This window comes from Mycobacterium sp., from assembly GCF_965229105.1.
In the GTDB taxonomy this organism is placed as follows: domain Bacteria; phylum Actinomycetota; class Actinomycetes; order Mycobacteriales; family Mycobacteriaceae; genus Mycobacterium.
In genome coordinates this window covers 6,124,620-6,150,451 of record NZ_OZ245858.1, presented here as the reverse complement: position 1 = coordinate 6,150,451, position 25,832 = coordinate 6,124,620, and the positions used below count along the sequence as shown (strand labels likewise).

The 25,832-nt window shown below is 65.6% G+C and carries 29 protein-coding genes; 20 read left to right on the top strand and 9 right to left on the bottom strand.

What is annotated here, in order from left to right; translation table 11 throughout:
* The first annotated feature begins 80 nt into the window (after window positions 1–80).
* On the top strand, window positions 81–953 hold the full coding sequence (locus ADBZ9O_RS29080; protein WP_526526800.1) for a cyclopropane mycolic acid synthase family methyltransferase: 873 nt from the start codon (window positions 81–83) through the stop codon (window positions 951–953).
* Between the two features lie 124 nt (window positions 954–1,077).
* Here ADBZ9O_RS29080 and ADBZ9O_RS29075 read toward each other — a convergent pair whose 3' ends face one another.
* Both ADBZ9O_RS29075 and ADBZ9O_RS29070 read right to left on the bottom strand, forming a co-directional pair.
* Window positions 1,078–1,935 (bottom strand): polyphosphate kinase 2 family protein, encoded by an 858-nt coding sequence (locus tag ADBZ9O_RS29075; protein ID WP_526526798.1) that lies wholly within the window; start codon window positions 1,933–1,935, stop codon window positions 1,078–1,080.
* A gap of 45 nt (window positions 1,936–1,980) precedes the next feature.
* A complete protein-coding gene (locus ADBZ9O_RS29070; protein WP_526533622.1) occupies window positions 1,981–2,682 on the bottom strand; it encodes a TetR/AcrR family transcriptional regulator in 702 nt (233 codons plus the stop codon).
* Window positions 2,683–2,916: 234 nt separating this feature from the next.
* On the opposite strand from ADBZ9O_RS29070, the gene ADBZ9O_RS29065 reads away from it, so the two are divergent.
* The 6 genes from ADBZ9O_RS29065 (at window position 2,917) to deoC (ending at window position 7,018) form a co-directional block, all read left to right on the top strand.
* The gene (locus ADBZ9O_RS29065) at window positions 2,917–4,206 is read left to right on the top strand and encodes a DUF445 domain-containing protein (protein ID WP_526533620.1); all 1,290 of its coding nucleotides are present in this window, start codon (window positions 2,917–2,919) and stop codon (window positions 4,204–4,206) included.
* A gap of 93 nt (window positions 4,207–4,299) precedes the next feature.
* Window positions 4,300–4,761, top strand: a complete 462-nt coding sequence (locus ADBZ9O_RS29060; RefSeq protein WP_526526796.1) for a helix-turn-helix domain-containing protein — start codon at window positions 4,300–4,302, stop codon at window positions 4,759–4,761.
* 82 nt (window positions 4,762–4,843) lie between these two features.
* Window positions 4,844–5,545, top strand: a complete 702-nt coding sequence (locus tag ADBZ9O_RS29055; protein ID WP_526526794.1) for a heparin-binding hemagglutinin — start codon at window positions 4,844–4,846, stop codon at window positions 5,543–5,545.
* A gap of 64 nt (window positions 5,546–5,609) precedes the next feature.
* Entirely contained in the window at window positions 5,610–5,885 is a 276-nt protein-coding gene (locus ADBZ9O_RS29050) for a DUF2516 family protein (RefSeq protein ID WP_526526792.1), read from the top strand.
* A gap of 3 nt (window positions 5,886–5,888) precedes the next feature.
* Window positions 5,889–6,320 (top strand): DUF2599 domain-containing protein, encoded by a 432-nt coding sequence (locus tag ADBZ9O_RS29045; protein WP_526526790.1) that lies wholly within the window; start codon window positions 5,889–5,891, stop codon window positions 6,318–6,320.
* 2 nt (window positions 6,321–6,322) lie between these two features.
* Entirely contained in the window at window positions 6,323–7,018 is a 696-nt protein-coding gene (deoC, locus tag ADBZ9O_RS29040) for a deoxyribose-phosphate aldolase (protein ID WP_526526788.1), read from the top strand.
* A gap of 12 nt (window positions 7,019–7,030) precedes the next feature.
* On the opposite strand, the gene ADBZ9O_RS29035 is transcribed toward deoC, so the two are convergent.
* The 5 genes from ADBZ9O_RS29035 to ADBZ9O_RS29015 are packed head-to-tail and all read right to left on the bottom strand — an operon-like array spanning window position 7,031 to window position 10,787.
* Window positions 7,031–8,068 carry an LmeA family phospholipid-binding protein gene (locus tag ADBZ9O_RS29035; RefSeq protein WP_526526786.1) on the bottom strand — a complete coding sequence of 346 codons (1,038 nt, stop codon included), beginning with the start codon at window positions 8,066–8,068 and terminating at the stop codon, window positions 7,031–7,033.
* On the bottom strand, window positions 8,065–8,880 hold the full coding sequence (locus ADBZ9O_RS29030) for a carbon-nitrogen hydrolase family protein (protein ID WP_526526784.1): 816 nt from the start codon (window positions 8,878–8,880) through the stop codon (window positions 8,065–8,067). Before ADBZ9O_RS29030 ends, ADBZ9O_RS29035 begins: the two co-directional genes overlap by 4 nt.
* An 18-nt stretch (window positions 8,881–8,898) precedes the next feature.
* The gene (locus ADBZ9O_RS29025; protein WP_526526782.1) at window positions 8,899–9,681 is read right to left on the bottom strand and encodes a class I SAM-dependent methyltransferase; all 783 of its coding nucleotides are present in this window, start codon (window positions 9,679–9,681) and stop codon (window positions 8,899–8,901) included.
* 43 nt (window positions 9,682–9,724) lie between these two features.
* Window positions 9,725–10,246: a DUF2505 family protein gene (locus ADBZ9O_RS29020; protein WP_526526780.1), complete on the bottom strand. Its 522-nt coding sequence runs from the start codon at window positions 10,244–10,246 to the stop codon at window positions 9,725–9,727.
* A 22-nt stretch (window positions 10,247–10,268) separates the two neighbouring features.
* Window positions 10,269–10,787, bottom strand: coding sequence for a DUF2505 family protein (locus ADBZ9O_RS29015; RefSeq protein WP_526526778.1), 519 nt, complete (start codon window positions 10,785–10,787; stop codon window positions 10,269–10,271).
* A gap of 26 nt (window positions 10,788–10,813) precedes the next feature.
* Here ADBZ9O_RS29015 and ADBZ9O_RS29010 point away from each other — a divergent pair, with 26 nt between their 5' ends.
* Both ADBZ9O_RS29010 and ADBZ9O_RS29005 read left to right on the top strand, forming a co-directional pair.
* The gene (locus ADBZ9O_RS29010) at window positions 10,814–11,872 is read left to right on the top strand and encodes a UDP-N-acetylmuramate dehydrogenase (protein WP_526526777.1); all 1,059 of its coding nucleotides are present in this window, start codon (window positions 10,814–10,816) and stop codon (window positions 11,870–11,872) included.
* Between the two features lie 47 nt (window positions 11,873–11,919).
* A complete protein-coding gene (locus ADBZ9O_RS29005; protein WP_526526775.1) occupies window positions 11,920–13,287 on the top strand; it encodes an Ig-like domain-containing protein in 1,368 nt (455 codons plus the stop codon).
* Here ADBZ9O_RS29005 and ADBZ9O_RS29000 read toward each other — a convergent pair.
* Window positions 13,268–14,032: an SDR family NAD(P)-dependent oxidoreductase gene (locus tag ADBZ9O_RS29000; protein ID WP_526526773.1), complete on the bottom strand. Its 765-nt coding sequence runs from the start codon at window positions 14,030–14,032 to the stop codon at window positions 13,268–13,270. The two genes, ADBZ9O_RS29005 and ADBZ9O_RS29000, sit on opposite strands and share 20 nt — an antisense overlap.
* 263 nt (window positions 14,033–14,295) lie before the next feature.
* Between ADBZ9O_RS29000 and ADBZ9O_RS28995 the strand changes: the two genes are divergently transcribed.
* The 10 genes from ADBZ9O_RS28995 to ADBZ9O_RS28950 all read left to right on the top strand — a co-directional run bounded on the left by ADBZ9O_RS28995 (window position 14,296) and on the right by ADBZ9O_RS28950 (window position 24,156).
* Window positions 14,296–15,576, top strand: a complete 1,281-nt coding sequence (locus tag ADBZ9O_RS28995; RefSeq protein ID WP_526533618.1) for an ROK family protein — start codon at window positions 14,296–14,298, stop codon at window positions 15,574–15,576.
* An 18-nt stretch (window positions 15,577–15,594) separates the two neighbouring features.
* Window positions 15,595–16,893: a D-inositol-3-phosphate glycosyltransferase gene (mshA, locus tag ADBZ9O_RS28990; RefSeq protein WP_526526771.1), complete on the top strand. Its 1,299-nt coding sequence runs from the start codon at window positions 15,595–15,597 to the stop codon at window positions 16,891–16,893.
* Window positions 16,890–17,405 carry a YbjN domain-containing protein gene (locus tag ADBZ9O_RS28985; protein ID WP_526526769.1) on the top strand — a complete coding sequence of 172 codons (516 nt, stop codon included), beginning with the start codon at window positions 16,890–16,892 and terminating at the stop codon, window positions 17,403–17,405. Before mshA ends, ADBZ9O_RS28985 begins: the two co-directional genes overlap by 4 nt.
* A gap of 31 nt (window positions 17,406–17,436) precedes the next feature.
* Complete coding sequence (locus tag ADBZ9O_RS28980; protein ID WP_526526768.1) at window positions 17,437–18,183, top strand: phosphoglyceromutase; 747 nt, start codon at window positions 17,437–17,439, stop codon at window positions 18,181–18,183.
* Window positions 18,184–18,323: 140 nt separating this feature from the next.
* Entirely contained in the window at window positions 18,324–19,505 is a 1,182-nt protein-coding gene (locus ADBZ9O_RS28975) for a sensor histidine kinase (protein ID WP_526526766.1), read from the top strand.
* Complete coding sequence (gene regX / locus ADBZ9O_RS28970; protein WP_526526764.1) at window positions 19,505–20,191, top strand: two-component sensory transduction protein RegX; 687 nt, start codon at window positions 19,505–19,507, stop codon at window positions 20,189–20,191. Before ADBZ9O_RS28975 ends, regX begins: the two co-directional genes overlap by 1 nt.
* 183 nt (window positions 20,192–20,374) lie before the next feature.
* Window positions 20,375–21,622 carry a class I SAM-dependent DNA methyltransferase gene (locus ADBZ9O_RS28965; RefSeq protein ID WP_526526762.1) on the top strand — a complete coding sequence of 416 codons (1,248 nt, stop codon included), beginning with the start codon at window positions 20,375–20,377 and terminating at the stop codon, window positions 21,620–21,622.
* A complete protein-coding gene (locus tag ADBZ9O_RS28960; protein ID WP_526526760.1) occupies window positions 21,619–22,437 on the top strand; it encodes a sugar phosphate nucleotidyltransferase in 819 nt (272 codons plus the stop codon). The genes ADBZ9O_RS28965 and ADBZ9O_RS28960 overlap by 4 nt, the downstream gene beginning before the upstream one ends.
* Window positions 22,434–23,108, top strand: coding sequence for a PIG-L deacetylase family protein (locus ADBZ9O_RS28955; protein ID WP_526526759.1), 675 nt, complete (start codon window positions 22,434–22,436; stop codon window positions 23,106–23,108). The genes ADBZ9O_RS28960 and ADBZ9O_RS28955 overlap by 4 nt, the downstream gene beginning before the upstream one ends.
* A 19-nt stretch (window positions 23,109–23,127) precedes the next feature.
* A complete protein-coding gene (locus tag ADBZ9O_RS28950; RefSeq protein ID WP_526526757.1) occupies window positions 23,128–24,156 on the top strand; it encodes an NAD-dependent epimerase/dehydratase family protein in 1,029 nt (342 codons plus the stop codon).
* Here ADBZ9O_RS28950 and ADBZ9O_RS28945 read toward each other — a convergent pair.
* A complete protein-coding gene (locus ADBZ9O_RS28945) occupies window positions 24,140–24,694 on the bottom strand; it encodes a dTDP-4-dehydrorhamnose 3,5-epimerase family protein (RefSeq protein ID WP_526526755.1) in 555 nt (184 codons plus the stop codon). The two genes, ADBZ9O_RS28950 and ADBZ9O_RS28945, sit on opposite strands and share 17 nt — an antisense overlap.
* Before the next feature lie 14 nt (window positions 24,695–24,708).
* Between ADBZ9O_RS28945 and ADBZ9O_RS28940 the strand changes: the two genes are divergently transcribed.
* Window positions 24,709–25,827 carry a methyltransferase domain-containing protein gene (locus tag ADBZ9O_RS28940; RefSeq protein WP_526526754.1) on the top strand — a complete coding sequence of 373 codons (1,119 nt, stop codon included), beginning with the start codon at window positions 24,709–24,711 and terminating at the stop codon, window positions 25,825–25,827.
* Window positions 25,828–25,832: the final 5 nt, after the last annotated feature.

Below are 25,832 nucleotides of genomic sequence, written 5' to 3'. Positions count from 1 at the left end.
GTACGACTCTTCGTCGTGCCGGTTTTTTTGTGGCGCCGTGGCCATCGTCAGCAGGAAGGCGTCCAAAGGATTTTTCGTACATGTCAGACGTTGAGTCAGAACTGTTGCCCTTTTACGAAGAGTCACAATCGATTTACGACGTATCCGATGATTTCTTCGCTCTGTTCCTCGGTCCGACGATGGGTTACACCTGCGCGTACTTCGAGCGCGACGATATGAGCCTTGACGAGGCCCAGGTGGCCAAGTTCGACCTCGCCCTGGGCAAGCTCGACTTGAAACCCGGTATGACACTGCTCGATATCGGCTGCGGCTGGGGTGGTGCCCTGGAGCGCGCCGTCGAGAAGTTCGACGTCAACGTGATCGGTATTACGTTGAGCCGCAACCAGTTCGAGTACAGCAAGGCGCGACTGGCGAAGGTTCCGACGCAACGCCACGTCGAAGTCCGACTGCAGGGCTGGGAAGAATTCGACGACAAAGTGGACAGGATCGTCAGCATCGGCGCCTTCGAAGCTTTCAAGAAGGTGCGTTATGCGGCGTTTTTCGACAAGGCCAGGGACAGCCTTGCCGACGATGGGCGGATGCTTCTGCACACGATCCTCGCGCATACGCAGAAGTTCTTCCGTGACAACAACATTCCAGTGACGCTCAGCGATCTGAAGTTCATGCAATTCATCGGCAAGGAGATCTTCCCCGGCGGCGAGTTGCCGGCCAAGGAGGACATCGTCGACTATTCCGAGGCCGCCGGGTTCAGCATCGAGCGGATCCAACTGCTGCGCCCGCATTACGCCCACACCCTCGACCTGTGGGCGGAGCAGTTGCAGGCCAACCGGTCCGCCGCCATCGAGGCCACTTCCGTCGAGGTTTACGACCGGTTCATGAAGTACCTGACCGGGTGCGCGGACTTCTTCCGGCGCGGTATCACCAACGTGGGGCAGTTCACGCTGACCAAATAACGGCTCGGCGTCACGCTGTGCTGATGGCGCGACTTCTCCACCGCCTCGTTCCTCGGCGGTATCGGCGTCACGCAGTGTTGATGGCGCGACTTCTCCACCGCCTCGTTCCTCGGCGGTATCGGCGTCACGCTGAAGCGAGCCGCTTTTTCTCCGCCTTGATATCGAAAGTTGCAGGAGGCCAGGATAAGTCGAGCGTCTTGAGCGACTCGATCAGCAATTCGGTAATGGCCAGGCGGCTGTACCACTTCTTATCGCACGGCACCACGTGCCATGGTGCGTAGTCGGTCGACGTCTTGTCCAGCACAGCCTGGTACGCCTCCTGATAAGCGGGCCAGAGCAGCCGTTCGTCGATATCGGCCGGGTTGTACTTCCAGTACTTGTCCGCCCGGTTGAGGCGTTTGGTCAGCCGCTTCTTCTGCTCGTCGAGGGAGACGAACATCGCCACCTTGACGATCCTGGTCCCGGCGTCGACAAGTTCTTTTTCGAACGCGTTGATCTCGTCGTAGCGCGCACCCCAGACCTCGGGCGGCACCAGGTTGTGCACGCGAACCACCAACACGTCTTCGTAATGCGAACGGTCGAACACCCCGATATGGCCTGCTGTCGGCAGGGCATTGCGGATGCGCCAGAGGTAGTCGTGCTTGCGCTCTTCCTCGCTGGGCACCCCGAAGCTGGTGTATCGAATGCCCTGCGGGTTGCCCGCGCCGACAACGTGTTTGACGATCCCACCCTTTCCTGCAGTGTCCATCCCCTGCAGGACGAGCAGGATCGATCGGGTGTCGCCCTCCCTGCTGCCGGCGTACAGCATCTCTTGGAGGCCGGCGAAGCGTTCGTTGCGTTCGTCCTGCAATTCGGGCGCGTCTGTCTTGGAACCCTTGAAACCTGGTGTCGCACTGGGATCGATATCCGCAACCTTGTCACCCGCGCGGAAGCCGAGGACGTTATGTGGTTCGTGGTTCCACAGTGAGGGCAGATCAGCCATACGGTGACCCTAACCGGGAAGGTGCCGGCTCAGTCCGTCACTTCGCTAATCTGACATTGGCGGTACGACCGGTGTCGGGTGCGGCTCGTTGGTGAATTTCTCCAGCGATCCGCCGACCTCGACGATTCCGCACAGTGCACTCCAGGTCAGCATCGTCAGGTAGTCGATCAGCTCATCAGAACTCATCCGGCGGTGCGACATCCACGAGTGGGTGGCCAGCTGCACCCCACCGACGATCATGTACGCCCAGGGTTCCACGCCCTTGGAGTCCATTCCCGCCCCGTGCATGCGCCGTCGCAGCACGACCGCAAGCATTCCGGCGATGATCCGCTCGGAATCGGCCACCACCTTGCTCTTGGCGGCAGAACTGTTCGCGAAGACGAACGGGTAGATCTCGGGCTCCGCGGCAACGGTCTCCACATACACGCGGATGATCTCGCGGGTCAGGTCGAAACCGTCGGAGTTTGCCGATAGCGCGGCAGCCATATTAGGGATCAGGGTGGTCTGAGCGAACCGCATCATCACCGCGGTGGTGAGGTCGTTCTTATCGACGAAGTATCGGTAGAGAACCGTCTTCGAGACGCCGATCTCCGCCGCAATTTCGTCCATGCTGACATCACGGCCGCGGGTGCGGATCGCCTCGAGGGTGCCGTCTACCAGCTCGTTTCGCCGGTTCACCTTGTGCTGGTGCCAACGCCGCTTCCGACCGTCAATTTTGACGGTTCCGGGCTGGGTCTGGGCCACTATCGCGCATATCCATTCACTAGTTACACACAATAATAGACCCAGATCGGCTGGTGGTGTGTGTGACGGCGAAGGTCGGCTGCCGAGGGGGTCACAGTAACTGGACGGTCGTCCCCGGTTGCCCGGTTGCCGATAGCGGATGATGGAGGCGTGGCATCACCAGCGAATCTGCCCACCTCCGTACCGGGTGCTCCCGTAGGGGAGTCGAACTTGCCCGCCCTGTTGGCCGGAGCGGCGATGACGCGCGGATCGTTCGCGGAATCGTTCGCCGGTGCCGATCCGCATGCCGACGAGGAGCGTCGCCGCGCTTTGCGGCGGATGAAGCTGGTGGCGCTGAGTTTCCTGATCGGCGCGACGGTGGTGTTCCTGGTCTGCGCCTGGGCGCAATCGCGTGGTGCGGCCCCCTGGGTGGGTTATGTGCGGGCAGCGGCGGAGGCCGGCATGGTCGGCGCGCTCGCCGACTGGTTCGCCGTCACGGCGCTGTTCAAGCATCCGCTGGGCATTCCGATCCCGCACACCGCGATCATCAAGCGCAAGAAGGACCAGCTCGGCGAGGGTCTTGGCGCCTTTGTCAGGGAAAATTTCCTGGCGCCTGCGGTGATCGAGACGAAACTGCGTGACGCCGACGTCGCGGGCCGTCTCGGCAAGTGGCTGGCTGATCGTGCACACGCCGAGCGCGTCGCGGCGGAAACGGCAACGGTGCTGCGGGTACTGGTGGAACTCCTGCGCGACGAGGATGTCCAGCAGGTCATCGACAAGATGATCGTCCGGCGGATCGCCGAACCGCAGTGGGGTCCGCCGGTCGGTCGAGTGCTTGCCACGATGCTGGCCGAGCACCGCCAAGAGGCGCTGATCCAGTTGTTGTGCGACCGGGCCTTCGAGTGGTCGCTGAACGCGGGGGAGACCATCGAGCGCGTGATCTTGCGGGATTCACCGAGCTGGTCCCCAAAATTTGTCGACCATTTGGTCGGTGACCGCATTCACCGCGAGCTGATGGATTTCACCGATAAGGTCCGGCGCGACCCGAACCATGAGCTGCGCCAGTCGGCCACCCGGTTCCTCTTCGAATTCGCCGACGATCTACAGAACGACCCGACCACGATCGCCAAGGCCGAGACGATCAAAGAACAGCTGATGGCGCGCGATGAGGTGAGCACCGCCGCGGCGACGGCCTGGCGCACCATCAAGCGGCTGATCCTCGAAGGTGTCGACGATCCCTCGAGTGCCTTGCGAACCCGAGTTGCGGATTCAGTTGTGCTGATCGGTGAATCGTTGCGCGACGATGTCGAATTACGCGACAAGGTCGACAACTGGATCGTGCGGGGCGCCCAGCATCTGGTGTCGCACTACGGCGTGGAAATCACCGCGATCATCACCGAGACCATCGAGCGCTGGGACGCCGACGAGGCCAGCAGGCGAATCGAGTTGCACGTGGGCCGGGACCTGCAATTCATCAGGATCAACGGCACTGTGGTCGGCGCTCTCGCCGGTCTGGTGATCTACTCTGTGGCGCAAATCATATTCTGACCTGCGCTAACTGGGTGCTTGCAAAAGTTAGCACCCTGACGTACGGTGGGTTTTGTCGCGCAAGTGACAACCCAGAGACCGAAGGGGAAACCGATGCCGCAGGACGAAAATCTTGCCGCTGTGGTGACCCATGCCGCGTCGGATATCGGCAGCTACATCAAGGCGCAGCGTGAAGCGGCGCAGGTCTCGATCCGGCAGTTGGCCACCAACGCTGGAGTGAGCAATCCGTACCTCAGTCAGATCGAGCGCGGATTGCGTAAACCGTCGGCCGAGGTTCTCAACCAGATCGCCAAGGCATTGCGTGTCTCGGCGGAAGTGCTGTACGTGCAGGCCGGAATGCTCGAGCCGGGCGAGGCCAACCAGGTGCGTGACGCCATCGTCACGGACACGGCGATCACCGAGCGGCAAAAGCAAGTGCTGCTCGACATCTATGCGTCGTTCATCCAGCAGAACGAAGCTGCCTCCGAGATAAACACCGACGAAACGGGGATCCCCGCCATCGAGGAGATAGCAGCGCCACCATCCCGACCCAGGGAGACGCCGACTGATCAATAACGAAGTCTCCTAACAGCTGAGTCTGCAAAAAGCGGATCCAAAAACCCTTACCTATCTGTCACATTCGAAAGGAAGTCCCACCATGGCCGAGAACCCGACCATCGAAGAACTGAAAGCCCCCCTGCTCGCTGCCGTCGGCGCTGCCGACCTGGCCCTGGCGACCGTCAACGAGATCGTCGCCACGCTGCGTGAGCGCGCCGACGAAGCCCGCACCGAGGCCTCCGCCCGCGCCGACGAGCGTCGTGCCAAGCTCACCACCGCGGTCGACGAGACCCGCGGCCGCATCACCAAGCTGCAGGAAGACCTGCCCAAGGAGATCGGTGAACTGCGCGAGAAGCTGACTACCGAAGAGCTGCGCAAGGTCGCCGAGACCTACGCCGACCAGGCGCAGAGCACCTACAGCAAGCTCGTCGAGCGCGGCGAGGCCGCCCTGGAGCGACTGCGGAGCCAGCCGGCTCTGGAAGAGGCCGCTGAGCGTGCCGAGGGCTATGTCGACTCCGCCGTCGAGCTGACCCAGGACGCCCTCGGCACCGTCGCGACCCAGACCCGCGCCGTCGGCGAGCGTGCCGCGAAGCTGGTCGGTATCGAGCTGCCGGGCAAGGTCGACGATGCGGTCCTCGACGCCGAGGTCGCCGTAGAGGATGCCGCAGGCAAGGTCGAGGGCGCCATCAAGAAGGCCCCCGCCAAGAAGGCCCCCGCCAAGAAGGCCCCGGCCGCCAAGGCCCCCGTGGCAACGAAGGCTCCGGTCAAGAAGGCTCCGGCCAATAAGGTCACCCAGAAGTAATTTCGACTCGCCCCCGACAGGGTGAGCTCGACGGCCAGGACGGTACCCGCATAGGCTTGCTGGTGTGAACCAGCTTGTGGGTACTGTCCTTTTCGTCGTTCAGGTGGGTGTTCTGGTGATGGCGCTCTACGCGGTGGTGCATGCGGCGCTGCAGCGGCCGGACGCCTATACCGCCGCCGATAAGCTGACCAAACCCGTGTGGTTGATCATCCTCGGCGCAGGCATCTTGGTGGCTCTGGTGCTCGGGATCACCGGCGTGGCCATCGCGGCCGTCGCCTCCGGGGTGTACCTGGTCGATGTCCGACCGAAATTGCTTGAAGTCCAGGGAAAGTCGCGCTGACGCATGCGACGTGTATTGACCGCCGTGCTGACGGTTTCCGTTGCCGGGATATCAGCCCTCGCGATCGCGGTTCCCCTGGCCGGCCGGTCCCAGGCTGACCAGACGTACTCCCCGCCGTTCATCAACCACACCGAGTGGGTGCACTGGGGCGATCTGTCGAGCCTGCGGGTCTATCCGACAGCCGCAGGCCGCGCCGCCAGCGGGGTGGTCGGCACGGCGGCCAACGGCAAAGAAGCATGGTCAGAAGTGCTGGCCGATGCACCCGATGCGGATATCCCCGGGATGCGCGAACAATTCATCTGCCACTGGCAGCTCGCCGAGCTCGGCCAACCCGGCAAGACCAGCTGGAACCTGGAGCCCTGGCGCCCCGTCGTCAGCCCGGACGCGATGATCGACGCGGGCTGCAACCCCGGCGGCACCGAGGAGCCGTTCTGACCATGTCGAGTACATGGACGCGGGACCGTGTTGCCGCGCTGGTCGATCACACGCTGCTCAAACCCGAGGCGATGGCGACCGATATCGTCACGCTGGTCAACGAAGCTGCCGACCTGGGCGTCTACGCGGTCTGCGTCTCGCCCTCGCTGGTGGCCGCAGCATCATCGCTGAGCCCGGCAGGCCTGGCCGTCGCCGCGGTGGCCGGATTTCCCTCCGGTAAGCACCAGTCGTCGGTGAAAGCCCAGGAAGCCGCCCTTGCGGTCGAGGCGGGCGCGACGGAGATCGATATGGTCATCGATATCGGTGCTGCGCTCAGCGGTGACTTCGCCGCGGTACATCTCGATATCGCCGCGGTGCGGTCAGCGATACCGGGTGTCGTCCTCAAGGTGATCATCGAGTCGGCGGCGCTGCTGAGCCTCTCCGATGCGCAGACGCTGGTGACGGTATGCCGCGCGGCCGTTGATGCAGGCGCCGATTTCGTCAAGACCTCGACGGGGTTTCACCCGGCCGGCGGCGCCTCCGTGGCGGCCGTGGCACTGATGGCCGAGACGGTGAACAGCTCATCAGGCCGGCTCGGCGTGAAGGCCAGTGGCGGCATTCGCACCGCGGCCGATGCCGTCGCGATGCTCGATGCGGGTGCCACCCGGCTCGGCCTGTCCGGGACGCGGGCCGTGCTTGACGGCCTGGACCAGAACTGACTCAGGCTTGAGTTAGAGCCCCGCGAAGCAGGCGTTCTGCTGGCCGGCGGGGATCGTGGCGTTCTGCGTCGAGAAGTGGCTCGTCACACCGGTATCGGTGACCTCGACGCTGTCAGCATGGATACCCAGCGGGTAGTTCTTGGTCAGCTCGGAGGTGAACGCGTCCAGCGCGGGCTGCACCGTTTCCTTCGGGAGCGTCAAGCCGAGGCCGGTCACGCTCAGCACCTGCAGGGTCAACCCGTTGTCGATGACCTGCGGCTTGGCGGTCACGCTGCCGAGCATGCCTTCCAGCTCCATCGTGCCGTCACTGGGGTTGGTGGTCACATTCGACACGATGCCGCCGAACAGCGGAATAGCGTTCTGCACAGTGTCTTTGATGCCTTCGGAGGTCCAGGTGATGGTCGCCTGCAAGGAGCCGATCGTGCCGTTGGAATCCGCGGTCTTCTGCAGTCGCACATCGTCGATCTCGAGGTTGACCTTCATCCCTTTGGCCTCGCGGATCTGATTACCCGCGGTTTCGACCGAGATGTTCGTGTAGCGCTTGGTCAGGTGCTGCCACAGAAACGGCGGTGTCACCCCGAACGAGACGCTGGCGTTGTCCTGCACAACGCATTCCACGGCCGAAGCCACCACCGAATTGCCTTTGTGTCGCGCGTACAGCTCGCCGCCGAGGAGTCCTGCGGCGGCCAGCGCGATCACGATCACGAAGATCAACACGATTGACAGCGGGTCGCGGACGAACCGACCGAAGCGGCTGCCTTTCTCGCCGGACGCGTCGGCGGGCCCGTCGGGGTACGGCTGTACCGGGGGAGCCTGGCCGGCCGGGGCCGTCGGGTAGGCGGTGGTCGGGTTGTCCATCGGGCTGCCTGCCCGCGGGATGTGTTGCGTGGCCGGGTCCCCAGGCTGGCGTGGGCGAGCGAATTGCTCGGTGGGTGCAGGGGGCTGCTGCGGCTGGGAAGGGATGCGCTCGGTCGGCGGGGTGGGGCGCGACCATCCCGAAGGGTTGTCCTGCCCCCCGGGGAAGGAGGGGCCCTGTGGCGGTTGCGTCACCTGCGCGATTCTGCCTTATCGGCCTGAGCGAGCTCCGAGCGGTTGCGGAGCACCGCAAGTGTCTCCCTGGCTTTTTCGACGGTGTCGACGTCGATATCGCAGACCATGAGGTGCGGATCGGCTCCCGTGACAGCGACCACCTCGCCGTACGGCGACGCCACCAGGCTGCCGCCCACACCGGTCGGACCGACGGTAGCCACCTCATCGCCCGGGTACGCCTGACCGACGGCAGCGACGAACCCGGCGGTGTCCAACGCCCGTGCCCGCGCCAGCAACGTCCACTGGTCGAGCTTTCCCGGCCCGGAACCCCAGGAGGCGCTGACGGTGATCAGTGTGGCGCCGCGGCGGGCGAGTTCGACGTACAGCTCGGGAAAGCGGATGTCATAGCAGGTGGTGAGGCCGACCTCGACGCCATCGACGGTGATCAGCACCGGTTCGTGACCGGGCGCGACGGTTCGGGATTCGGTGAAACCGAAGGCGTCGTAGAGGTGGATCTTGTCGTAGGAGGTGTCGGTCTGCGGCCCCGCCGCGATCAGGGTGTTGGTGACGCGGCCGTCCCCGGCCGGGCAGAACATGCCGGCGACGACGGTGATCCCGTTCTGTGCTGCCGCCGCCCGCACCCCGTCGGCCCACGGCCCGTCGATGGGTTCGGCGATCGGGCTCAATGACACCCCGAAGCGGCACATCGTCGCCTCGGGGAACACCACCAGGGTGGCGCCCTGGGAGGCGGCTTTGAGGGTGTACTCCTGGACAAGGCGCAGGTTGGCCGCGGGATCGGTACCCGACCTCAGTTGCGCAAGTGCGATCCGCATACCGCCAGCGTAGAGGGCTCAGGCAGAACCGCTGGGTGCCACCGTCGACCACGGCACGGTCAGGACCGCGTCCCGTAGCCGCCGGCGCGGCTGTTCCACCGCCACTCCGGCGTCGCGCAGAGCGGTGAGCATGGCCCGCCACCGCACCCGCGGTCCGAAGACGCCGTGCGCCGCGGCTGCGGCCCAGGCCCGATCGGCGGCCGTGAGCAGCTCGTGAACCGGGGCGCCAGGCACGTTGTGGTGGATGAGCACCTTCGGTAGGCGCTCAGCCAGATCGGAGGGGCGTTCGATCTGATGCGGATCGCAGGCCAGGGTCAGGCTGATCGGCCCCGCCTGGTCCAGCAGCACCCAGCAGCAACGCCGCCCCAGCTCATCGCAGGTCCCGTCGATGATCAGCCCCTGTGGTGCCAGCGCGGCCTGCATCGTCGCCCAGGCCTCGGGGACCGCTTCGGCAGGGTATTGCCGCAGCACGTTGAACGCCCGGACCAGCACCGGCGCCAGCCCGGCCAGTTCGAACCCGCCGCGCGCGAAGTCGACGCGCGGTGGGATGGCCGCCGCCCGGGCTGCCGCCACCCGCTGCGGGTCGATCTCCAGCCCGACGACCCGTACCTCGGGACGTACCGTGCGCAGCCGTGCCGCCAATTCCAGCGTCGTCACCGGCAGGGCGCCGTAGCCGAGATCGACGACCAAGGGTTCCTCCGCCGACCCCAGCAGCTCACGCACGCGAGGCGAATGCACCAGCCAGCGGTCGCTGCGCCGCAACCGGTTGCGGCCCGTCGTACCGCGGGTGATGGCACCCACCGGGCGTCGTTGTGGCCCCTGCGGGCGCAGCGGAGGAGAAGGATTAGTGATGTCTGGTGATCCAGTCGGCGGTGAAGGCCTCTTCGGCATCGAACAACATGGTGATATTCGACAGAATCAGAGACTCAATGGTGCCGCCCACCAGCGGGATATGCACCTTGCATTCGGTGGCCAGTCGCAGCTGACTGCGCTGGCCGCCGTCGGTCTCGGAGAAGAAGTATCGGCCGCTGAAATGGCCGGGCATGGCGGGCACCGTTGCGCGGAAGGTGCCCGTCGCAGTGCCGGTGGCGGCATCGAACGGGTCGAAATGCTGGGCTCGGCTGACCACCAGATCGACCGGAAGCACGGCCCGCACCACAGGCGGTAGCTCCGAGCGGGGCAGAAAATGTTTGAAGACTATCTTGGTACCCGACGGCGCAGAGGAGAACTCCGTGATCTCCGATTGCGGTGTCAGCCACTGGTAGGCATCGGTCAAGGCTTCCCAGTACCGACGACTGGTCATGTCCTGGTAGATCCTCGCCACGGGTGCGTCGAAAGCGACCGTGTAGTCCATCCTTCGACTCATGACGACTGATTTTACTTACGGGTCAGGAGTTTTCGGCAATCCAGGTGGTGGTGAAGCGTTGTTCGGCGATCACCAGGTCGACCAATTGCTTACCGATCAGGCTCTCGATTTTGCCGCCGACCAGCGGGATGCGGACCTCGACGGTGACGTGAAAATCCAGTCGCGCACCGGCCCCGGCCCCCGCGGAGAGGGTGGCGGCACCGTTGAGTACGACCGGCGCTGCGGCGACGGCACCGTCCACGGTCGCCGTGGCCTGTCCGGTGCTGACCGGGCTCCAGGTCTCGCGCCGTTCGATCCGCAGATCACCGCGGTGGAACTGCCCGACGACCGCGGGCAGGCGGTCGGCGCGCAACACCTGGGTGGTGGACACCGTGACACCGCCGGCCATGCCTGCCGGGTCGAGCGCAAACGCATCCAACGTCGCGTCGTCGACACCGGAATCGGCGAGCCGGGCCAGCCAGTACTGCCGATCGCGGAACGCCGTGTGGACCTGTTCGACGCTGCCTCCGTAGTCCACGGAGATGTCGAATGATCGCGGCATAGCTGGCCAGGCTACCGTTACCGGCCGTGGCCGGTTCGCTATTCGGGGGCGCGGCGGTGACCGAGCAGGTGCCGCTGGCGCCGATGACCACGCTGCGGGTGGGCCCGGTGGCGAGGCGGGTCATCACCTGCGTGCGCACCGAGCAGATTGTCGCCGCCCTGACCGAACTCGACGGTGCCGGAGATGCACCGCTGGTGCTGGCGGGCGGATCCAACGTGGTGATTGCCGATGACCTGACGGAGCTCACCGTCGTGCGCCTGGCCAGTCCGGGAATCACCGTGGACGGCAACCTGATTCGCGCCGAGGCCGGCGCAGTCTGGGATGACGTGGTGAGCGCATCGCTGGCGGCCGGGCTCGGTGGGCTGGAATGCCTGTCCGGTATCCCTGGTTCCGCGGGGGCCACCCCCGTGCAGAACGTCGGTGCGTACGGCGCCGAGGTGGCCGACACCATCACCCGCGTGCGACTTCTCGATCGGCGAACATCAGAGGTGCGCTGGGTGCCCGGGTCGGAATTGGGGTTCGGTTACCGGACCAGTGTGCTCAAGCATTCCGATCGGGCGGTCGCGCTCGAGGTGGAATTCGGTCTGGACAGCTCGGGCCGCAGCGCCCCGCTGCGCTATGGCGAGCTGACCGCCGCCGTCGAGGCTCAGCCCGGGGAGCGGGCCGATCCCGTCGCTGTCCGCGAAGCGGTCCTGCGCCTGCGTCGCAGCAAGGCGATGGTGCTCGATCTCCCCGATCACGACACCTGGAGTGTCGGGTCCTTTTTCACCAACCCGGTGGTGACACCGGAGGTGTTCGCCGCGCTGTCGGCCCGGGTGGACGGACCGATCCCGCACTATCCGGCCGGCGGGCAGATCAAGCTGGCTGCTGGCTGGCTGGTGGAAAACGCCGGGTTCGGTAAGGGATTCCCCGGTCAGGGGGCGCCCGCGCGCCTGTCGAGCAGGCATGCGCTGGCGTTGACCAACCGCGGGTCGGCCACCAGCGCCGATGTCATCTCCTTGGCCCGGCAGGTGCGCGACGGTGTTCGCGACGCATTCGGTATCGAGTTGGTACCGGAACCGGTACTCATCGGGTGTGTGATCTGACCAGCAGGATTTAGCGCCCAGCGCCGCGCCCCGTATCTTGGGTATACGTGAGACCCGTCCGCGCCCCTTCCGCCCTGTCGCCGGTCACCCGGCGCCGCGCGTTGGGCGTGCTGGCGCTCGGTCTGGCTGCGCCTGGCGCGCTCGCGGCCTGCTCGCAGGTCAAGAAGACGCTGAGCGACCCGCCCGCCCCGCCCCCGGCCCCGACGGTGAAGCTCACCCCCGCCAACGCGGCTGCGGATGTGGCGCCGACGGCCCCGGTGCATGTCGAGGTGAGTGACGGCTGGTTCCAGCGGGTCGTCCTGACCAATGCCGATGGCAAGCCCGTGGCGGGTGTGTTGAACCCGGACCGCACGGTGTTCACCACCTCCGAACCGCTCGGTTTCGGCGGGACCTACACGTGGGCCGGTTCGGTCGTCGGGCAGGACGGTAAGGCGGTCCCGGTCACCGGTGGCTTCAGTACGGTCTTGCCGGTCACCACCGTCAACGGCCAATTCCAGCTCTCCGACGGTCAGACCGTCGGCGTGGCGGCCCCCATCATCCTGCAGTTCGATGCCTCGATCAGCGATAAGGCGGCGGTGGAACGTGCACTGACCGTCACCACCAACCCGCCGGTGGAGGGCAGCTGGGCCTGGCTGCCTGATGAGGTCGGCGGTTCCCGTGTGCACTGGCGGACCAAGGACTACTACCCGGCCGGCACCACCGTGCACGTCGACTCCAAGCTCTACGGGGTGCCGTTCGGTGACGGCGCATTCGGTGCCACGGACTCCACGCTGGATATCGCCATCGGGCGCAGGCAGGTGGTCAAGGCCGAGGCGTCGAGCCACCGCATCCAGGTGGTCACCGACGAGGGCGTGATCATGGACTTCCCATGCAGCTACGGCGAGGCCGACCTGCCCCGCAACATCACCCGCAGCGGTATCCACGTGGTGACGGAGAAGTACGAGGACTTCTACATGTCCAACCCCGCCGCGGGCTACACCAACGCTCACGAGCGCTTCGCGGTCCGGATCTCCAACAACGGCGAGTTCATCCACGCCAACCCCTCGAGCGCGGGCGCACAGGGCAGCAGCAACGTCACCAACGGCTGTATCAACCTTTCGACCGACGATGCGCAGCAGTACTTCAACTCCGCGCTCTACGGCGACCCGGTCGAGGTGACGGGCACCTCGATCGACCTGTCCTACGCCGACGGCGATATCTGGGACTGGGCGGTGTCCTGGGACGAATGGACGTCAATGTCGGCGGTCACCGATCAGAAGCCGCCGTCCAACATTCCGAGCACGGCGCCTGCGACGCCGACAGACGCGCCGACCTACACGGGTACCTCGGAGTCGGCGACAACGTCCACCAGCGCCCCGACCACCCCGACCACCCCGACCACCGCGACCACGGTTACTACTGCACCCGGCGGTTGAACCGACCGTTCGGCGCCTGATCGCGGGGCCGGATGACGATCTGGTCCAGGTTGACGTGTGACGGCCGGGCGGCGACGAAGCCGATCACCTCGGCGACGTCCGCAGCGACTAACGGGTCGATCCCGGCATACACCGAGTCAGCTCGCTTCTGATCGCCCTTGAATCGGACCAGGGAGAACTCCGTCTCCACCGCGCCGGGCGCAATCTCGGTGAGCCGCACCGGTTTTCCGAGCAGTTCGCCACGCAGTGTCCGGTGCAATGCGCCTTGGGCGTGCTTGGCGGCGGTGTAACCGGAGCCGCCGTCATAGGTTTCGAATGCCGCGATCGAGGTGATCGTGACGATCAGGCCGTTCCCGGATTCGATCAGCTTGGGCAGCAGCGCGCGGGTAACCCGTAGCGTGCCGAGCACGTTGGTCTCCCACATCCAACGCCAGTTCTCCAGGTCGGCCTCGGCCACGGTCTCAAGTCCTTTGGCGCCGCCGGCATTGTTGATCAGTACGTCAATCTTTCCGGTGAGCGCAGCGGCGCGTTCGGCCAATGCGGCGACCTGGGCGTCGTCTGTGACGTCCGCCACAACCGCGGTGCCGCCGATCTCGTCGGCCAGGGCCTGAATCCGGTCGGCCCGACGTGCCACCGCGACCACATGAAACCCAAGGCCGGCAAGGGTTCTCGCGGTTGCCTCCCCGATCCCGGCGCTTGCGCCGGTCACCACTGCGACGCGAGTATCTGCTTGAAAAGTCGTCATGGAGTCAACCTTAGTAACCGTGCTAGTTTGTCGATGTGTTGACGGATGTCATGAGCGCGCGCACGGGACAGTGTTGTTGTCCCGGTATTCGCCGCGCCTGACGCCGCTGGGATTTCGTCCTACAAGTCGCATGGTGTGGCCCGCCCCCGCCACCCCGACTTCTAAGGACAACACCTGTGAGCACCCCAACTTTTTCTCCCAGTTCCACCCGTTCGTCGATTTCGGCCAAGTCCACCGCCAAACCGCGGTCGGCAAGCCGGGCCGTGCCGGTCCAAACTCCGCAAGGCCCGTCGCCCGTGCGGCGCGTTCGGCACCACATCGTCCCCCCGTCGCTGCGTATCGGTGACGGCGCCGCGGCAGGCGTCTTCGCCGCCGCCAGACTTCGCGGCCCCATCGCCCGCGATGTGATCGCCCAAGTCACGTCGCTCTCGATTGCCACCGTCAACCGACAGGTCACCGCTCTACTGGATGCCGGCCTGCTGCGCGAGCGCGCTGACCTGGCCGTATCGGGTGCCATCGGACGTCCCCGGGTGCCCGTCGAGGTCAACCACGAGCCGTTCCTGACGCTCGGCGTGCACATCGGTGCCAGAACCACCAGCATCGTGGCGGCCGACCTTTTCGGTCGCACTCTTGACGTCGTCGAGACACCGACCCCGCGCGGGCCGCAGGGCCCGGCGCTGGCCTCCCTGGCCGGCAGCGCGCAACGCTATTTGAGCCGCTGGCACCGCCGCCGGCCGCTGTGGGTCGGGGTCGCCATCGGCGGCGCCGTCGACGGCGCCGCCGGGCAGGTCGATCACCATCGGCTGGGCTGGGCGCAGGCGCCGGTCGGCCCGGTGTTGGCAGAAACCCTCGGCCTGCCGGTATCGGTGGCCGCGCACGTCGACGCCATGGCCGGTGCCGAGTTGCTCCTGGGGATGCGCCGGTTCGCGATCTCGTCCAATCCCAAAGCCCCTGGCAGCAGCCTGTACGTCTACGCCAGGGAGACCGTCGGCTACGCACTGGTCATCGGCGGCCGGGTGCACAGCCCAGCCAGCGGGCCGGGCACCATCGCCAATCTGCCCGCGTTCTCCGAATTGCTCGGTGGCTCAGGACGTTTAGAATCGACAGTCAGTGACGAAGCCGTCCTGGCCGCGGCTCGCAGACAAGGAATCATCCCCTCAGAGGGATCAGCAGGGTTTGACGGGTCTGCGGGTGCCACCATCACCGCTGTGCTGCGTGCCGCCCGTGCCGGCAACGAGCGGGCGCGCGAACTGCTCACCGAGCGGGCCCGCGTCCTGGGTGAGGCCGTCGCGTTGCTGCGCGATCTGCTTAACCCCGACGATCTCGTCGTCGGCGGTCAGGCTTTCACCGAGTATCCAGAAGGTATGGAGCTCGTCGAGGCGGCCTTCGCGCAGCGGTGCGATCTGCCTGCCCGTGATATCCGGATCACCACTTTCGGCAACCGTGTGCAGGAGGCCGGTGCCGGGATCGTCTCGCTCGGCGGCCTCTACGCCGATCCGCTGGCGGCGATGCGACGCGCCACCCGCTCTGAAGCCACCGCCTGACAGTGTAAGTATTGAGGTGTGCGTGTAGCCGTGTTGTCGGTCCATACCTCGCCGTTGGCGCAGCCGGGGACCGGTGATGCCGGGGGGATGAACGTCTACGTCCTGCAGACCGCATTGCATCTCGCCCGCCGCGGCGTCGAGGTCGAGATCTTCACCAGGGCCACGTCCTCGGCTGATGCCCCCGTGGTCCGGGTGGCGCCGGGGGTGCTGGTGCGCAATGTGGTGGCCGGCCCGTTCGAGGGCCTGGACAAATACGATCTGCCCACCCAGCTGTGTGCCTTCACCGCCGCGGTGCTGCGGGCCGAGGCCAACCACGAGCCCGGCTATTACGACATCGTGCACTCTCATTACTGGTTATCCGGTCAGGTCGGCTGGTTGGCACGGGATCGCTGGGCGGTGCCGCTGGTACACACCGCGCACACCCTGGCGGCGGTCAAGAATGCCGCGCTCGCCGACGGTGACGCACCGGAGCCGCCGCTGCGTGCGGTCGGTGAACAGCAGGTGGTCGACGAGGCCGATCGGCTGATCGTGAACACCGAAGATGAAGCGCGCCAGCTGGTTTCCCTGCACCACGCCGATCCATCCCGGATCGACGTGGTACATCCCGGCGTCGACCTGCAGACCTTCACACCCGGTGACAAGCGCGCCGCGCGGGACGCGCTCGGCTTGGACGCGAACACTCCCACGGTGGCATTCGTCGGCCGCATCCAACCGCTCAAGGCGCCCGATGTGCTGCTGCGGGCGGCGGCCAAACTTCCCGGCATCCGTGTGCTGATCGCTGGTGGCCCGTCCGGCAGTGGGTTGGCCGCACCGGACACGTTGGTTCAGTTGGTCGATGAACTGGGTATTTCCGATCGGGTGACGTTCCTCCCCCCTCAATCGCGCGAGCAGCTCGTCGAGGTCTACCGTGCCGCCGACCTGGTGGCCGTGCCCAGTTACTCCGAGTCGTTCGGGCTGGTGGCGATCGAAGCGCAGGCCTGCGGTACCCCGGTCATCGCCGCCGCCGTCGGCGGGCTGCCGGTCGCGGTGCGCGACGGCGTCACCGGCGCGTTGGTCGACGGCCACGATCCCGACCGCTGGGCCGCCGATATCGACCGGCTGTTGACTACCGATCCCACCGCGTTCGCGGCCATGGGCCGGGCTGCGGTCGAGCATGCCTCGACGTTCTCCTGGGACCACACCGTGGATGCGCTGCTGGCTGCCTACGACCGGGCCATTGCCGACTACGGCAGAACCCATCACCGCGGGCCCGTCCGGGAGGTACCGGCGCGGCGCAGTGCACGGTTGTGGAGCCGACGTCGGGGGGTCCGCGCGTGAGTATCTCTGCACTCCAGCAGCGGATCGAGGACACCCTCGACGAGAGCGAGCTGGTGTACACCAGGCATGAGGGGGCGCACGGCGGTCTGCCCGGCCTGATCGTGGAGCTACCGGGGGAGCGCAAGCTCAAAACCAACACCATCCTGAGCATCGGCGAACACTCGGTGCGGGTGGAGGCCTTCGTGTGCCGACGTCCCGACGAGAACTTCGAAGGCGTCTACCGCTTCCTACTCAAGCGCAACCGCAGGCTTTACGGTGTGGCCTACACCCTCGATAACGTCGGGGACATCTACCTGGTCGGCCGGATGTCGCTGGATTCGGTCACCTCCGATGAGATCGACCGGGTGCTGGGGCAGGTGCTCGAAGCCGTCGATTCCGATTTCAACACCCTGCTGGAGTTGGGCTTCTCGACGTCGATCAAGAAGGAATGGGCCTGGCGGGTGTCCCGCGGGGAATCGCTGAAGAATTTGGAAGCGTTCGAGCACCTGATCGACACGCCTGATCTCAACTGACGGCCCCGCGACGCCGTGAGAGAATTTCTCCATGGCTGACTCCACTCTGATTCTGCTTCGCCACGGCGAGAGCGAATGGAATGCGCTCAATCTGTTCACCGGGTGGGTCGATGTCGATCTCACCGATAAGGGCAGAGCCGAAGCTGTGCGTGGCGGCAAGCTGATGGCCGAACAGGGCGTGCTGCCCGATGTGCTGTACACCTCGCTGATGCGACGGGCGATCACCACCGCCAATCTGGCTCTTGACGCCGCTGACCGGCACTGGATCCCGGTGGTGCGCGATTGGCGGCTCAACGAACGGCACTACGGCGCGCTGCAGGGTCTGGACAAGGCAGAGACCAAAGCCAAGTACGGCGAAGAGCAGTTCATGGCGTGGCGGCGCAGCTACGACACCCCGCCGCCACCCATCGAGAAGGGCAGCAAGTACAGCCAGGACGCCGACCCGCGCTACGCCGATATCGGCGGCGGGCCGCTGACCGAATGCCTGGCCGATGTGGTGGCGCGATTCGTGCCGTACTTCGAGGGCACGATCGTGCCGGACCTGCAGGCCGGGAAGACGGTGCTGGTCGCGGCGCACGGCAACTCGTTGCGGGCCCTGGTCAAGTATCTCGATGGGATGTCCGATGAGGACGTCGTCGGCCTGAACATCCCCACCGGGATTCCGTTGCGCTATGACCTCGACGAAAACCTGAAACCGCGGATCGCCGGCGGCACCTACCTAGACCCGGCGGCCGCGGCGGCAGGCGCGGCCGCGGTAGCGAGTCAGGGTGCCAAATAAGCCGGTTCCGGCAAGCCCGGGGCTAACACCGGGTGAACCCAGGTGAACGGCGCCCGAACACCTGCACGTGAGTCTGTGACTTGTCCCGTTTTAGCCGCACGCTGCTGGGATGACGTTCACTCAATGCGTACGCTTTTCGCGTGAGTGTGATGTCGGCGCTGGTGGTGGCCGGGATCGTCGCACTGGTGGCGGTTTCGGTGGGCTTCGCCGTCGGCATCTGGTTATCCCCCCGTCTGACCGAACGCAGACAACGGGCCGCCGCAGAGCAGGCCGGTATCACGGTCTCTCAGATGCTGGCCCATATCGTGTCGCTCTCGCCCGTGGGAATCGTCGTCGTCGACACCTATCGCGACGTGGTCTACATCAACGACCGGGCCAAGGAGTTGGGTCTGGTGCATGATCGCCTGCTCGACGACCGGGCCTGGCTGGCTGCGCAGCGCACCCTGGCCACCGGCGAGGACGGTGAGGTCGACCTGTCGCCGCGCAAACGCGCCAGCCAGGGCCGCTCAGGGTTGTCGGTGCGTGGCCATGTGCGGTTACTGACCGAGGATGACAGCCGGTTCGCGGTGGTCTATGTCGACGACCAGTCCGAGCATGCCCGGATGGAAGCGACCCGCCGCGATTTCGTCGCCAACGTCAGCCACGAACTCAAGACTCCGGTCGGTGCGATGGGAGTGCTGGCCGAGGCGCTGCTGGCATCGGCCGACGATCCCGAACTGGTGCACCGGTTCGGCACCAAGGTGCTCGCCGAATCGCGTCGGCTGGGCAATATGGTCGGCGAGTTGATCGAACTGTCCAGGCTCCAAGGTGCTGAGCGGTTACCTGATCTCGATGCCGTCGACGTCGATACTGTTGTTGCCGAAGCGATTTCGCGCTACAAGGTGGCTGCCGACAACGACGATATCGAGGTCGCCACCGACGCCCCGAGCGGCTTTCGAGTGCTGGGGGACCAGCCGTTGTTGGTCACGGCGATGGCGAATCTGATCTCCAATGCCATCGCCTACTCGCCGCCCGGTTCGACAGTGTCGATCAGTAAGCGCCGTCGCGGCGACAATATCGAGATCGCCGTGACCGATCGCGGTCTCGGCATCGCCCGCGCAGATCAGGAGCGGGTCTTCGAACGTTTCTTCCGGGTCGATAAGGCGCGCTCCCGCGCGACTGGCGGCACCGGGCTCGGATTGGCGATCGTCAAACATGTCGCCGCCAATCACAACGGATCCATCCGGCTGTGGAGTCAGCCGGGCACCGGGTCGACATTCACCTTGTCGATCCCGGCCTACCTGGAGACCGACGATCTGTCGGACGATGAGAGGAATCTTTAGTGACCAGTGTGTTGATCGTCGAAGATGAAGAGTCGCTGGCCGATCCCCTGGCCTTTCTGCTGCGTAAAGAGGGTTTCGAGGCCACCGTTGTCGGTGACGGTCCCAGTGCGCTGGCAGAGTTCGACAGGGCCGGCGCCGATATCGTGCTGCTGGACCTGATGCTGCCGGGAATGACGGGCACCGACGTATGCAAACAGCTGCGTTCGCGGTCGAGCGTGCCGGTGATCATGGTCACGGCCCGCGATAGCGAGATCGACAAGGTCGTCGGGCTCGAACTCGGTGCCGACGACTACGTCACCAAGCCCTACTCTGCGCGCGAGCTGATCGCCCGGATCCGGGCGGTGTTGCGTCGCGGCGGCGATGCCGACGACGCAGGTATCACCGACGGTGTGTTGGAGGCCGGCCCGGTTCGGATGGATGTCGAGCGGCACGTTGTGAGTGTCAACGGCGAACCGATCACGCTGCCTCTCAAGGAATTCGACCTGCTGGAATACCTGATGCGCAACAGCGGCCGGGTGTTGACCCGCGGCCAGTTGATCGACCGTGTCTGGGGTGCCGACTACGTCGGCGACACCAAAACGCTCGACGTCCACGTCAAGCGGCTGCGGTCGAAGATCGAGGCCGATCCGGCAAATCCGGTGCACCTGGTAACGGTCAGGGGACTGGGTTACAAGTTAGAGGGCTAAGCCCCGGCAACTTCGAGGTACAGCGTTGAGGAACATCCGCACGAAGGTGTAGTTCTAGCTACCAATGTGCAATTAGCCAGATCATTGCTAAGCTACCGTTCTGGCGAACGCGCGGTGCTCTTCTTTGGGCGTTTGTCTGCCATGTGAGTGGGAGTCGAGCGTCAAGAGAGTGAAGACCTACGCGTGTTGTGTCGTCTCTGTGAGTCGAATCGCCTGCTGAGTGTTCTCGATCTCGGTGCTACCCCGCCGTGCGAGAAGTTCCTCACCGAAGACGAGCTGGACCAGCCCGAACAGACCTACCCGCTGCACCTGCGGCTGTGCGAGAACTGTTTGCTACTGCAGATCCCCGCGCTGATCACGCCCGAGGACACCTTTACCGAGTACGCGTATTTCTCGTCGTACTCCGACAGTTGGGTCGACCACGCCCATCAGTTCGTCACCGCCACCGTCGACCGGCTGGGTCTGCATCAGAACTCCTTTGTCGTCGAGGCAGCCAGCAATGACGGCTACCTTTTGCAACACCTGGTGGCCGCCGGCGTGCCCTGCCTGGGCATCGAGCCATCGGTGAACGTCGGCGCGGCGGCGGTCGCCCGCGGGGTGCCGACGGTAACCGCGTTCCTCGACGAAGTAACAGCAACGATGGTGCGTGCCGAGCACGGTCCCGCGGACCTCGTCGTCGCCAATAACGTCTACGCGCACATCCCGGACCTGCTCGGCTTCACCCGCGCATTGCGGCTTCTGCTGGCCGATGACGGCTGGCTGTCCATCGAGGTCCATCACGCGCTCAACCTGGTGCAACTCGGTCAGTTCGACACCATCTATCACGAGCATTTTCAGTACTACACCGTGTTGTCAGCCGCCGCGGCGCTGCGGACCGCGGGCCTGACCGTGGTCGATGTGGAGACCCTCGACACCCACGGCGGTTCGATCCGGCTCTGGGCCCGCCCGGACGGGGTGGGCACCCCGACCGAGCGGGTCGCCGAGGTGCTGCGCGCGGAAGAAGACGCCGGCCTGCACGACGTCGCGGGCTACGTTGCGCTGCGCCCGCGGGTCGAGGCTGTGCGCCACGACTTGTTGCGCTTTCTGCTCGACGCGCGGGCGGCCGGCAAACGGGTCGTCGGCTACGGCGCCCCGGGTAAGGGCAACACGCTGCTGAACTACTGCGGTATCCGCGCCGATCTGCTCGAGTACACCGTCGACCGCAACCCCTACAAACATGGCCGCTACACCCCGGGCACCCGCATCCCCATCCATCCGGTCGAACGCATCGACAAAGACCGGCCCGACGTGATCGTCGTCCTGCCGTGGAACCTCGAGACCGAGATCACCGCACAGCTGGCCTACGTCGGTGAATGGGGCGCCGAGCTGGTCTATCCGCTGCCGGCTTTACATTCCGCGCAGCACCACCAAGAGATGGAGATCGGGAAATGAAAGTCGTCCTCTTTTGCGGTGGCTACGGCATGCGGATGCGCAATGGCTCGGAGGACATGATCCCCAAGCCGATGCAGATGGTTGGCCCACGGCCGCTGATCTGGCATGTGATGCGGTACTACGCCCACTTCGGCCACAAAGATTTCATCCTGTGCCTGGGCTACGGCGCCGCGCACATCAAGAACTACTTCCTGACTTACCAGGAGGCGATCTCCAACGATTTCATCATCCGCGACGGCCAGGTCGAGCTGATGCAATCCGATATCAGCGACTGGTCCATCACCTTCGTCGACACCGGACCCGAATCGCCCATCGGCGAGCGGTTGCGTCGGGTGCGCCAATTCGTCGAGGGCGATGACTATTTCCTGGCCAACTATGCCGACGTACTCACCGACGCACCACTAAACGACATGATCGACGAGGTGAAAGCTGCCGGTGCGGCCGCGTCGATGATGATCGTGCCGCCGCAATCGTCGTTCCACTGCGTCGAGGTCAACGATGCGGGTTCCGTCACCGAGATCACGCCGGTGGCACGGCTGCCGATCTGGGAGAACGGCGGGTTCTTCGTGCTCAGTGCCGATGTGCTCGACCTGCTCACCGAGAACTGCGATCTGGTCGAAGACGTCTGTGCGAAACTCGCCGCGCAGGATCGGCTCTACGGGTACAAGCACGTGGGCTTCTGGAAGCCGGCCGATACCTTCAAAGAGCGGGCCGAGCTGGAATCGGGCTATCTGCGGGGCGACCGGCCGTGGATGCTCTGGGAGCAGGACAAAGCGGGGTCGCCGTCACCTGTGCCAGTGCCCGCCTACCGGTGATCGGGTTGCACGCGGGCCAGATCCGCGAAATCGCTGTTCTCGGAGCGCATTGCGACGATATTGCCATCGGGATGGGTGCCACCCTGCTGACGTTGGCGCGGGCCAATCCCGGCCTGCGGGTACACGCGCTGGTGCTCTCTGGTGCAGGCACAGACCGCGAGGCAGAGGAACACGCTGCACTGCAGGCCTTTTGCCCCGGCGCCGCGCTGTCGCTGACCGTGCACGACCTACCCGACGGCAGGGCACCCGCGCATTGGGACCGAATCAAGAATGCGCTGGCCGACTTTCGTCGGTCGTGTGATCCCGACGTGGTCTTCTGCACACAACGTCACGACGCCCACCAGGATCACCGGATGCTCGCCGAACTGGTGCCGACGGAGTTCCGCGACCAGCTGACCCTCGGTTACGAAATCCTCAAATGGGAGACCGACACACCCAACCCGACGGTGTATCAGCCGCTGGACACGCTGATCGCCGAGGAGAAGGTCCGGCTGTTACACAAGCACTATCCGAGCCAGGTCGGCAGGGACTGGTTCGACGAGCTGTCGTTTCTCGGCTTGTCGCGGCTGCGTGGTGTGCAGTGCCGTGCCCCGCACGCCGAGGCGTTCGTACTGGAGAAGGCCGTGCTGAATTTTGCGATGCATGCGCCCACGCACGTGAAAGTCGGCTGAAATGAGAGGAACTGAGCGCATGAAGGTTCTGGTTACGGGGCATCAGGGATATCTGGGCACCGTGATGGTGCCCGTCCTTGCGGATGCGGGCCACGACGTCGTCGGTCTGGACAGTGGGTACTTCCGCGAAGCCATCCTGGGGCCCGCGCCGGCCGATCCGCCTGGGCTCGCCGTCGATCTGCGCGATGTCACCGTCGAGCAGTTGGCGGGTTTCGACGCGGTCGTGCATCTGGCGGCGTTGTCCAACGACCCGCTCGGTGCGTTGGCACCCGATATCACCTACGACATCAACCACCACGCCTCGGTCCGGCTGGCCCGGCTGGCCAAAGAGGCCGGGGTGGCCCGCTTTCTGTATGCCTCGACGTGCTCGGTATACGGATCGGCGGGTGACGGTCTGGTCGACGAGGACGCGCCGCTGCATCCCCTGACGCCGTACGCGATCAGCAAGGTGCGGGTCGAGGACGATCTCATCGCGCTGGCTGATTCCGGCTTCACGCCCGTGTTCCTGCGCAACGCAACGGCTTTCGGGTTCTCGCCGAGGCTGCGGGCAGATATCGTGCTGAATAATCTGGTCGGGCACGCGGTGCTGACCGGGCAGGTCCGGGTGCTCTCCGACGGCACCCCGTGGCGTCCCCTGGTGCACGCCCACGATATCGCCAGGGCCTTCGCCACCTGCCTGAGTGCGCCGGTCGAGGTGATCAACTGCCGGGCCTACAACGTCGGCTCGGATATGAACAACCTGACGGTCGCCCAGATCGCCGAGGCCGTCGTCGATGTGGTGCCCGGCTCAACCCTGTTGATCACCGGGGAAACCGGTTCGGACCCGAGGTCCTACCGTGTCGACTTCACCAGGGCCCGAGCCGAACTGGGCTACGAAGCCAGCTGGTCGGTGGCCGGCGGTGCGGCCGAACTCTATGACAGGTACACCGCGTACGGGCTGACCGCCGACGACTTCGCCGATACGTTCGTGCGGTTGTCGCGGCTGGAGCAGCTGCGCGCAACCGGTGTGCTCGACGAGACGATGCGTCGTGTCAGCGCAGCTGTGTGAGCAGTTCGCGCCAGCTGCCCGCGGCGGCATCTCGCGCCGAGACCACCGAGACGGGCAGCGGCCAGCTGATCGCCAGTTCCGCATCGTCGTAGGCCACCGCCAGGTCCTCGCTGGGGTCGTGGGGGCGATCGATCCGGTAGCAGACATCCGCGGTGGTCGTCAGGGCCTGAAAGCCGTGCAGAAATCCCGGTGGAACGTACAGGTGTCGAAAGTCGTTGTCGTCGAGCAGGAATGCCTGCTGATGGCCGAAGGTTGGCGACGCGGGGCGGATATCGACCAGCACATCGTGTACGGCCCCGTTGGCGCAGCGCACCAGTTTGGCCTCGCCTCGGCCGGCTCGCCCGTGCATACCGCGGATCACGCCGATACCCGAGCGGGATTGCGAATCCTGACCGAACGAGGCGGCCGTGCCGGGCACCCCCAGGTAGCCATCGAAGATCTCGGCGTCGAACGTACGGGTGAACCATCCGCGATCGTCGAAAAACGGCTGAGGCGAGAGCACCACGACGTCGGCAAGTTCGGTCTGCTCGATGCGCACGAGGTCATGCTGCCATGACTGATCGGGTTGGGACAGATCCGGGTAGCACCTGCCGGGCCTGCGGGCACGTGGGCCTGCACCGTGTACTCGACCTCGGCGCGGTACCGGCCGCCGACCATTTCCCGCTGGTCGAAGAGCCGGTGGGTGCGCACGAATGCGCGCACCGACTGGCGATGGATCTGTGCCCGGCCTGCGGGCTGGCGCAGCTGGCCGACGACGATACGGTGGCCGACGAACCCCGCGGTGTCGAACCACAGGCGTTGCGGGACCAGGCCGCCACGGCGGTCAGTGCGGTTGCCGCCGCCGGGTTGCTACCCGGGGGGACGGTGCGTGAATTCGGCAGTCCCCACGGCGGCACCTGGCTACCGCTGCTCACCGACCGGGGTTACACCGAGCGGGGGTGCCAATCCGGTCCCGCCGATATCGTGCTGGACTGTTTCGGCATCATGCACGAACCCGATCAGCGGGCGGCGTTCCGGCAGCGTGCGCAGGCCACCGCACCTGAGGGTGTGCTCCTGCTGCAATTCCATTCGGTCACCGCGATCATTCGCGACGGGCAGTGGAATGCGCTGCGGCACGGACATTTCGCTTACTACTCCCTGACCACCCTGGTGCGCCAGCTGGCCGCGGTCGGGATGGCGGTTGTCGCCGCGTGGCAATTCGACCTCTACGGCGGCACGGTGCTGTTGGCCGCTGTGCATTCCGATGGCTGGCCGGCAGAGGCAACCGTGCGGCGCCTGCTCGCCGACGAACAGGCACTGGGCGTCACCACACCGGAGGCCTTCGGCACCCTGCAGGTCGCCGCCGATACCGACATCGTCGATCTGCGGGACTGGCTGCGTGCCGAGGGCGACGGCGGGCGCGGTGTCTACGGCTATGCGGCGGCGTCTCGGGCTGTTGCGCTCTTTGCCCGCGCCGGGCTGGACACCGCACTGCTGCGAGGTGTCGCCGATGCCTCAGAAGCCAAGCAGGGCAGGCGAATGCCAGGGACCGATATCCCGATCATCACTCCGGGTGAGCTGGTTGCCGCTGACCCCGACCTGGTCCTGCTGACCGTGCCCGACCTGTTCGACGAAGTGAGCCGACGTTATCCGGCCTTGGCCGGCCGGCTGCGCACCGACCGGCCGGACTGACCCGC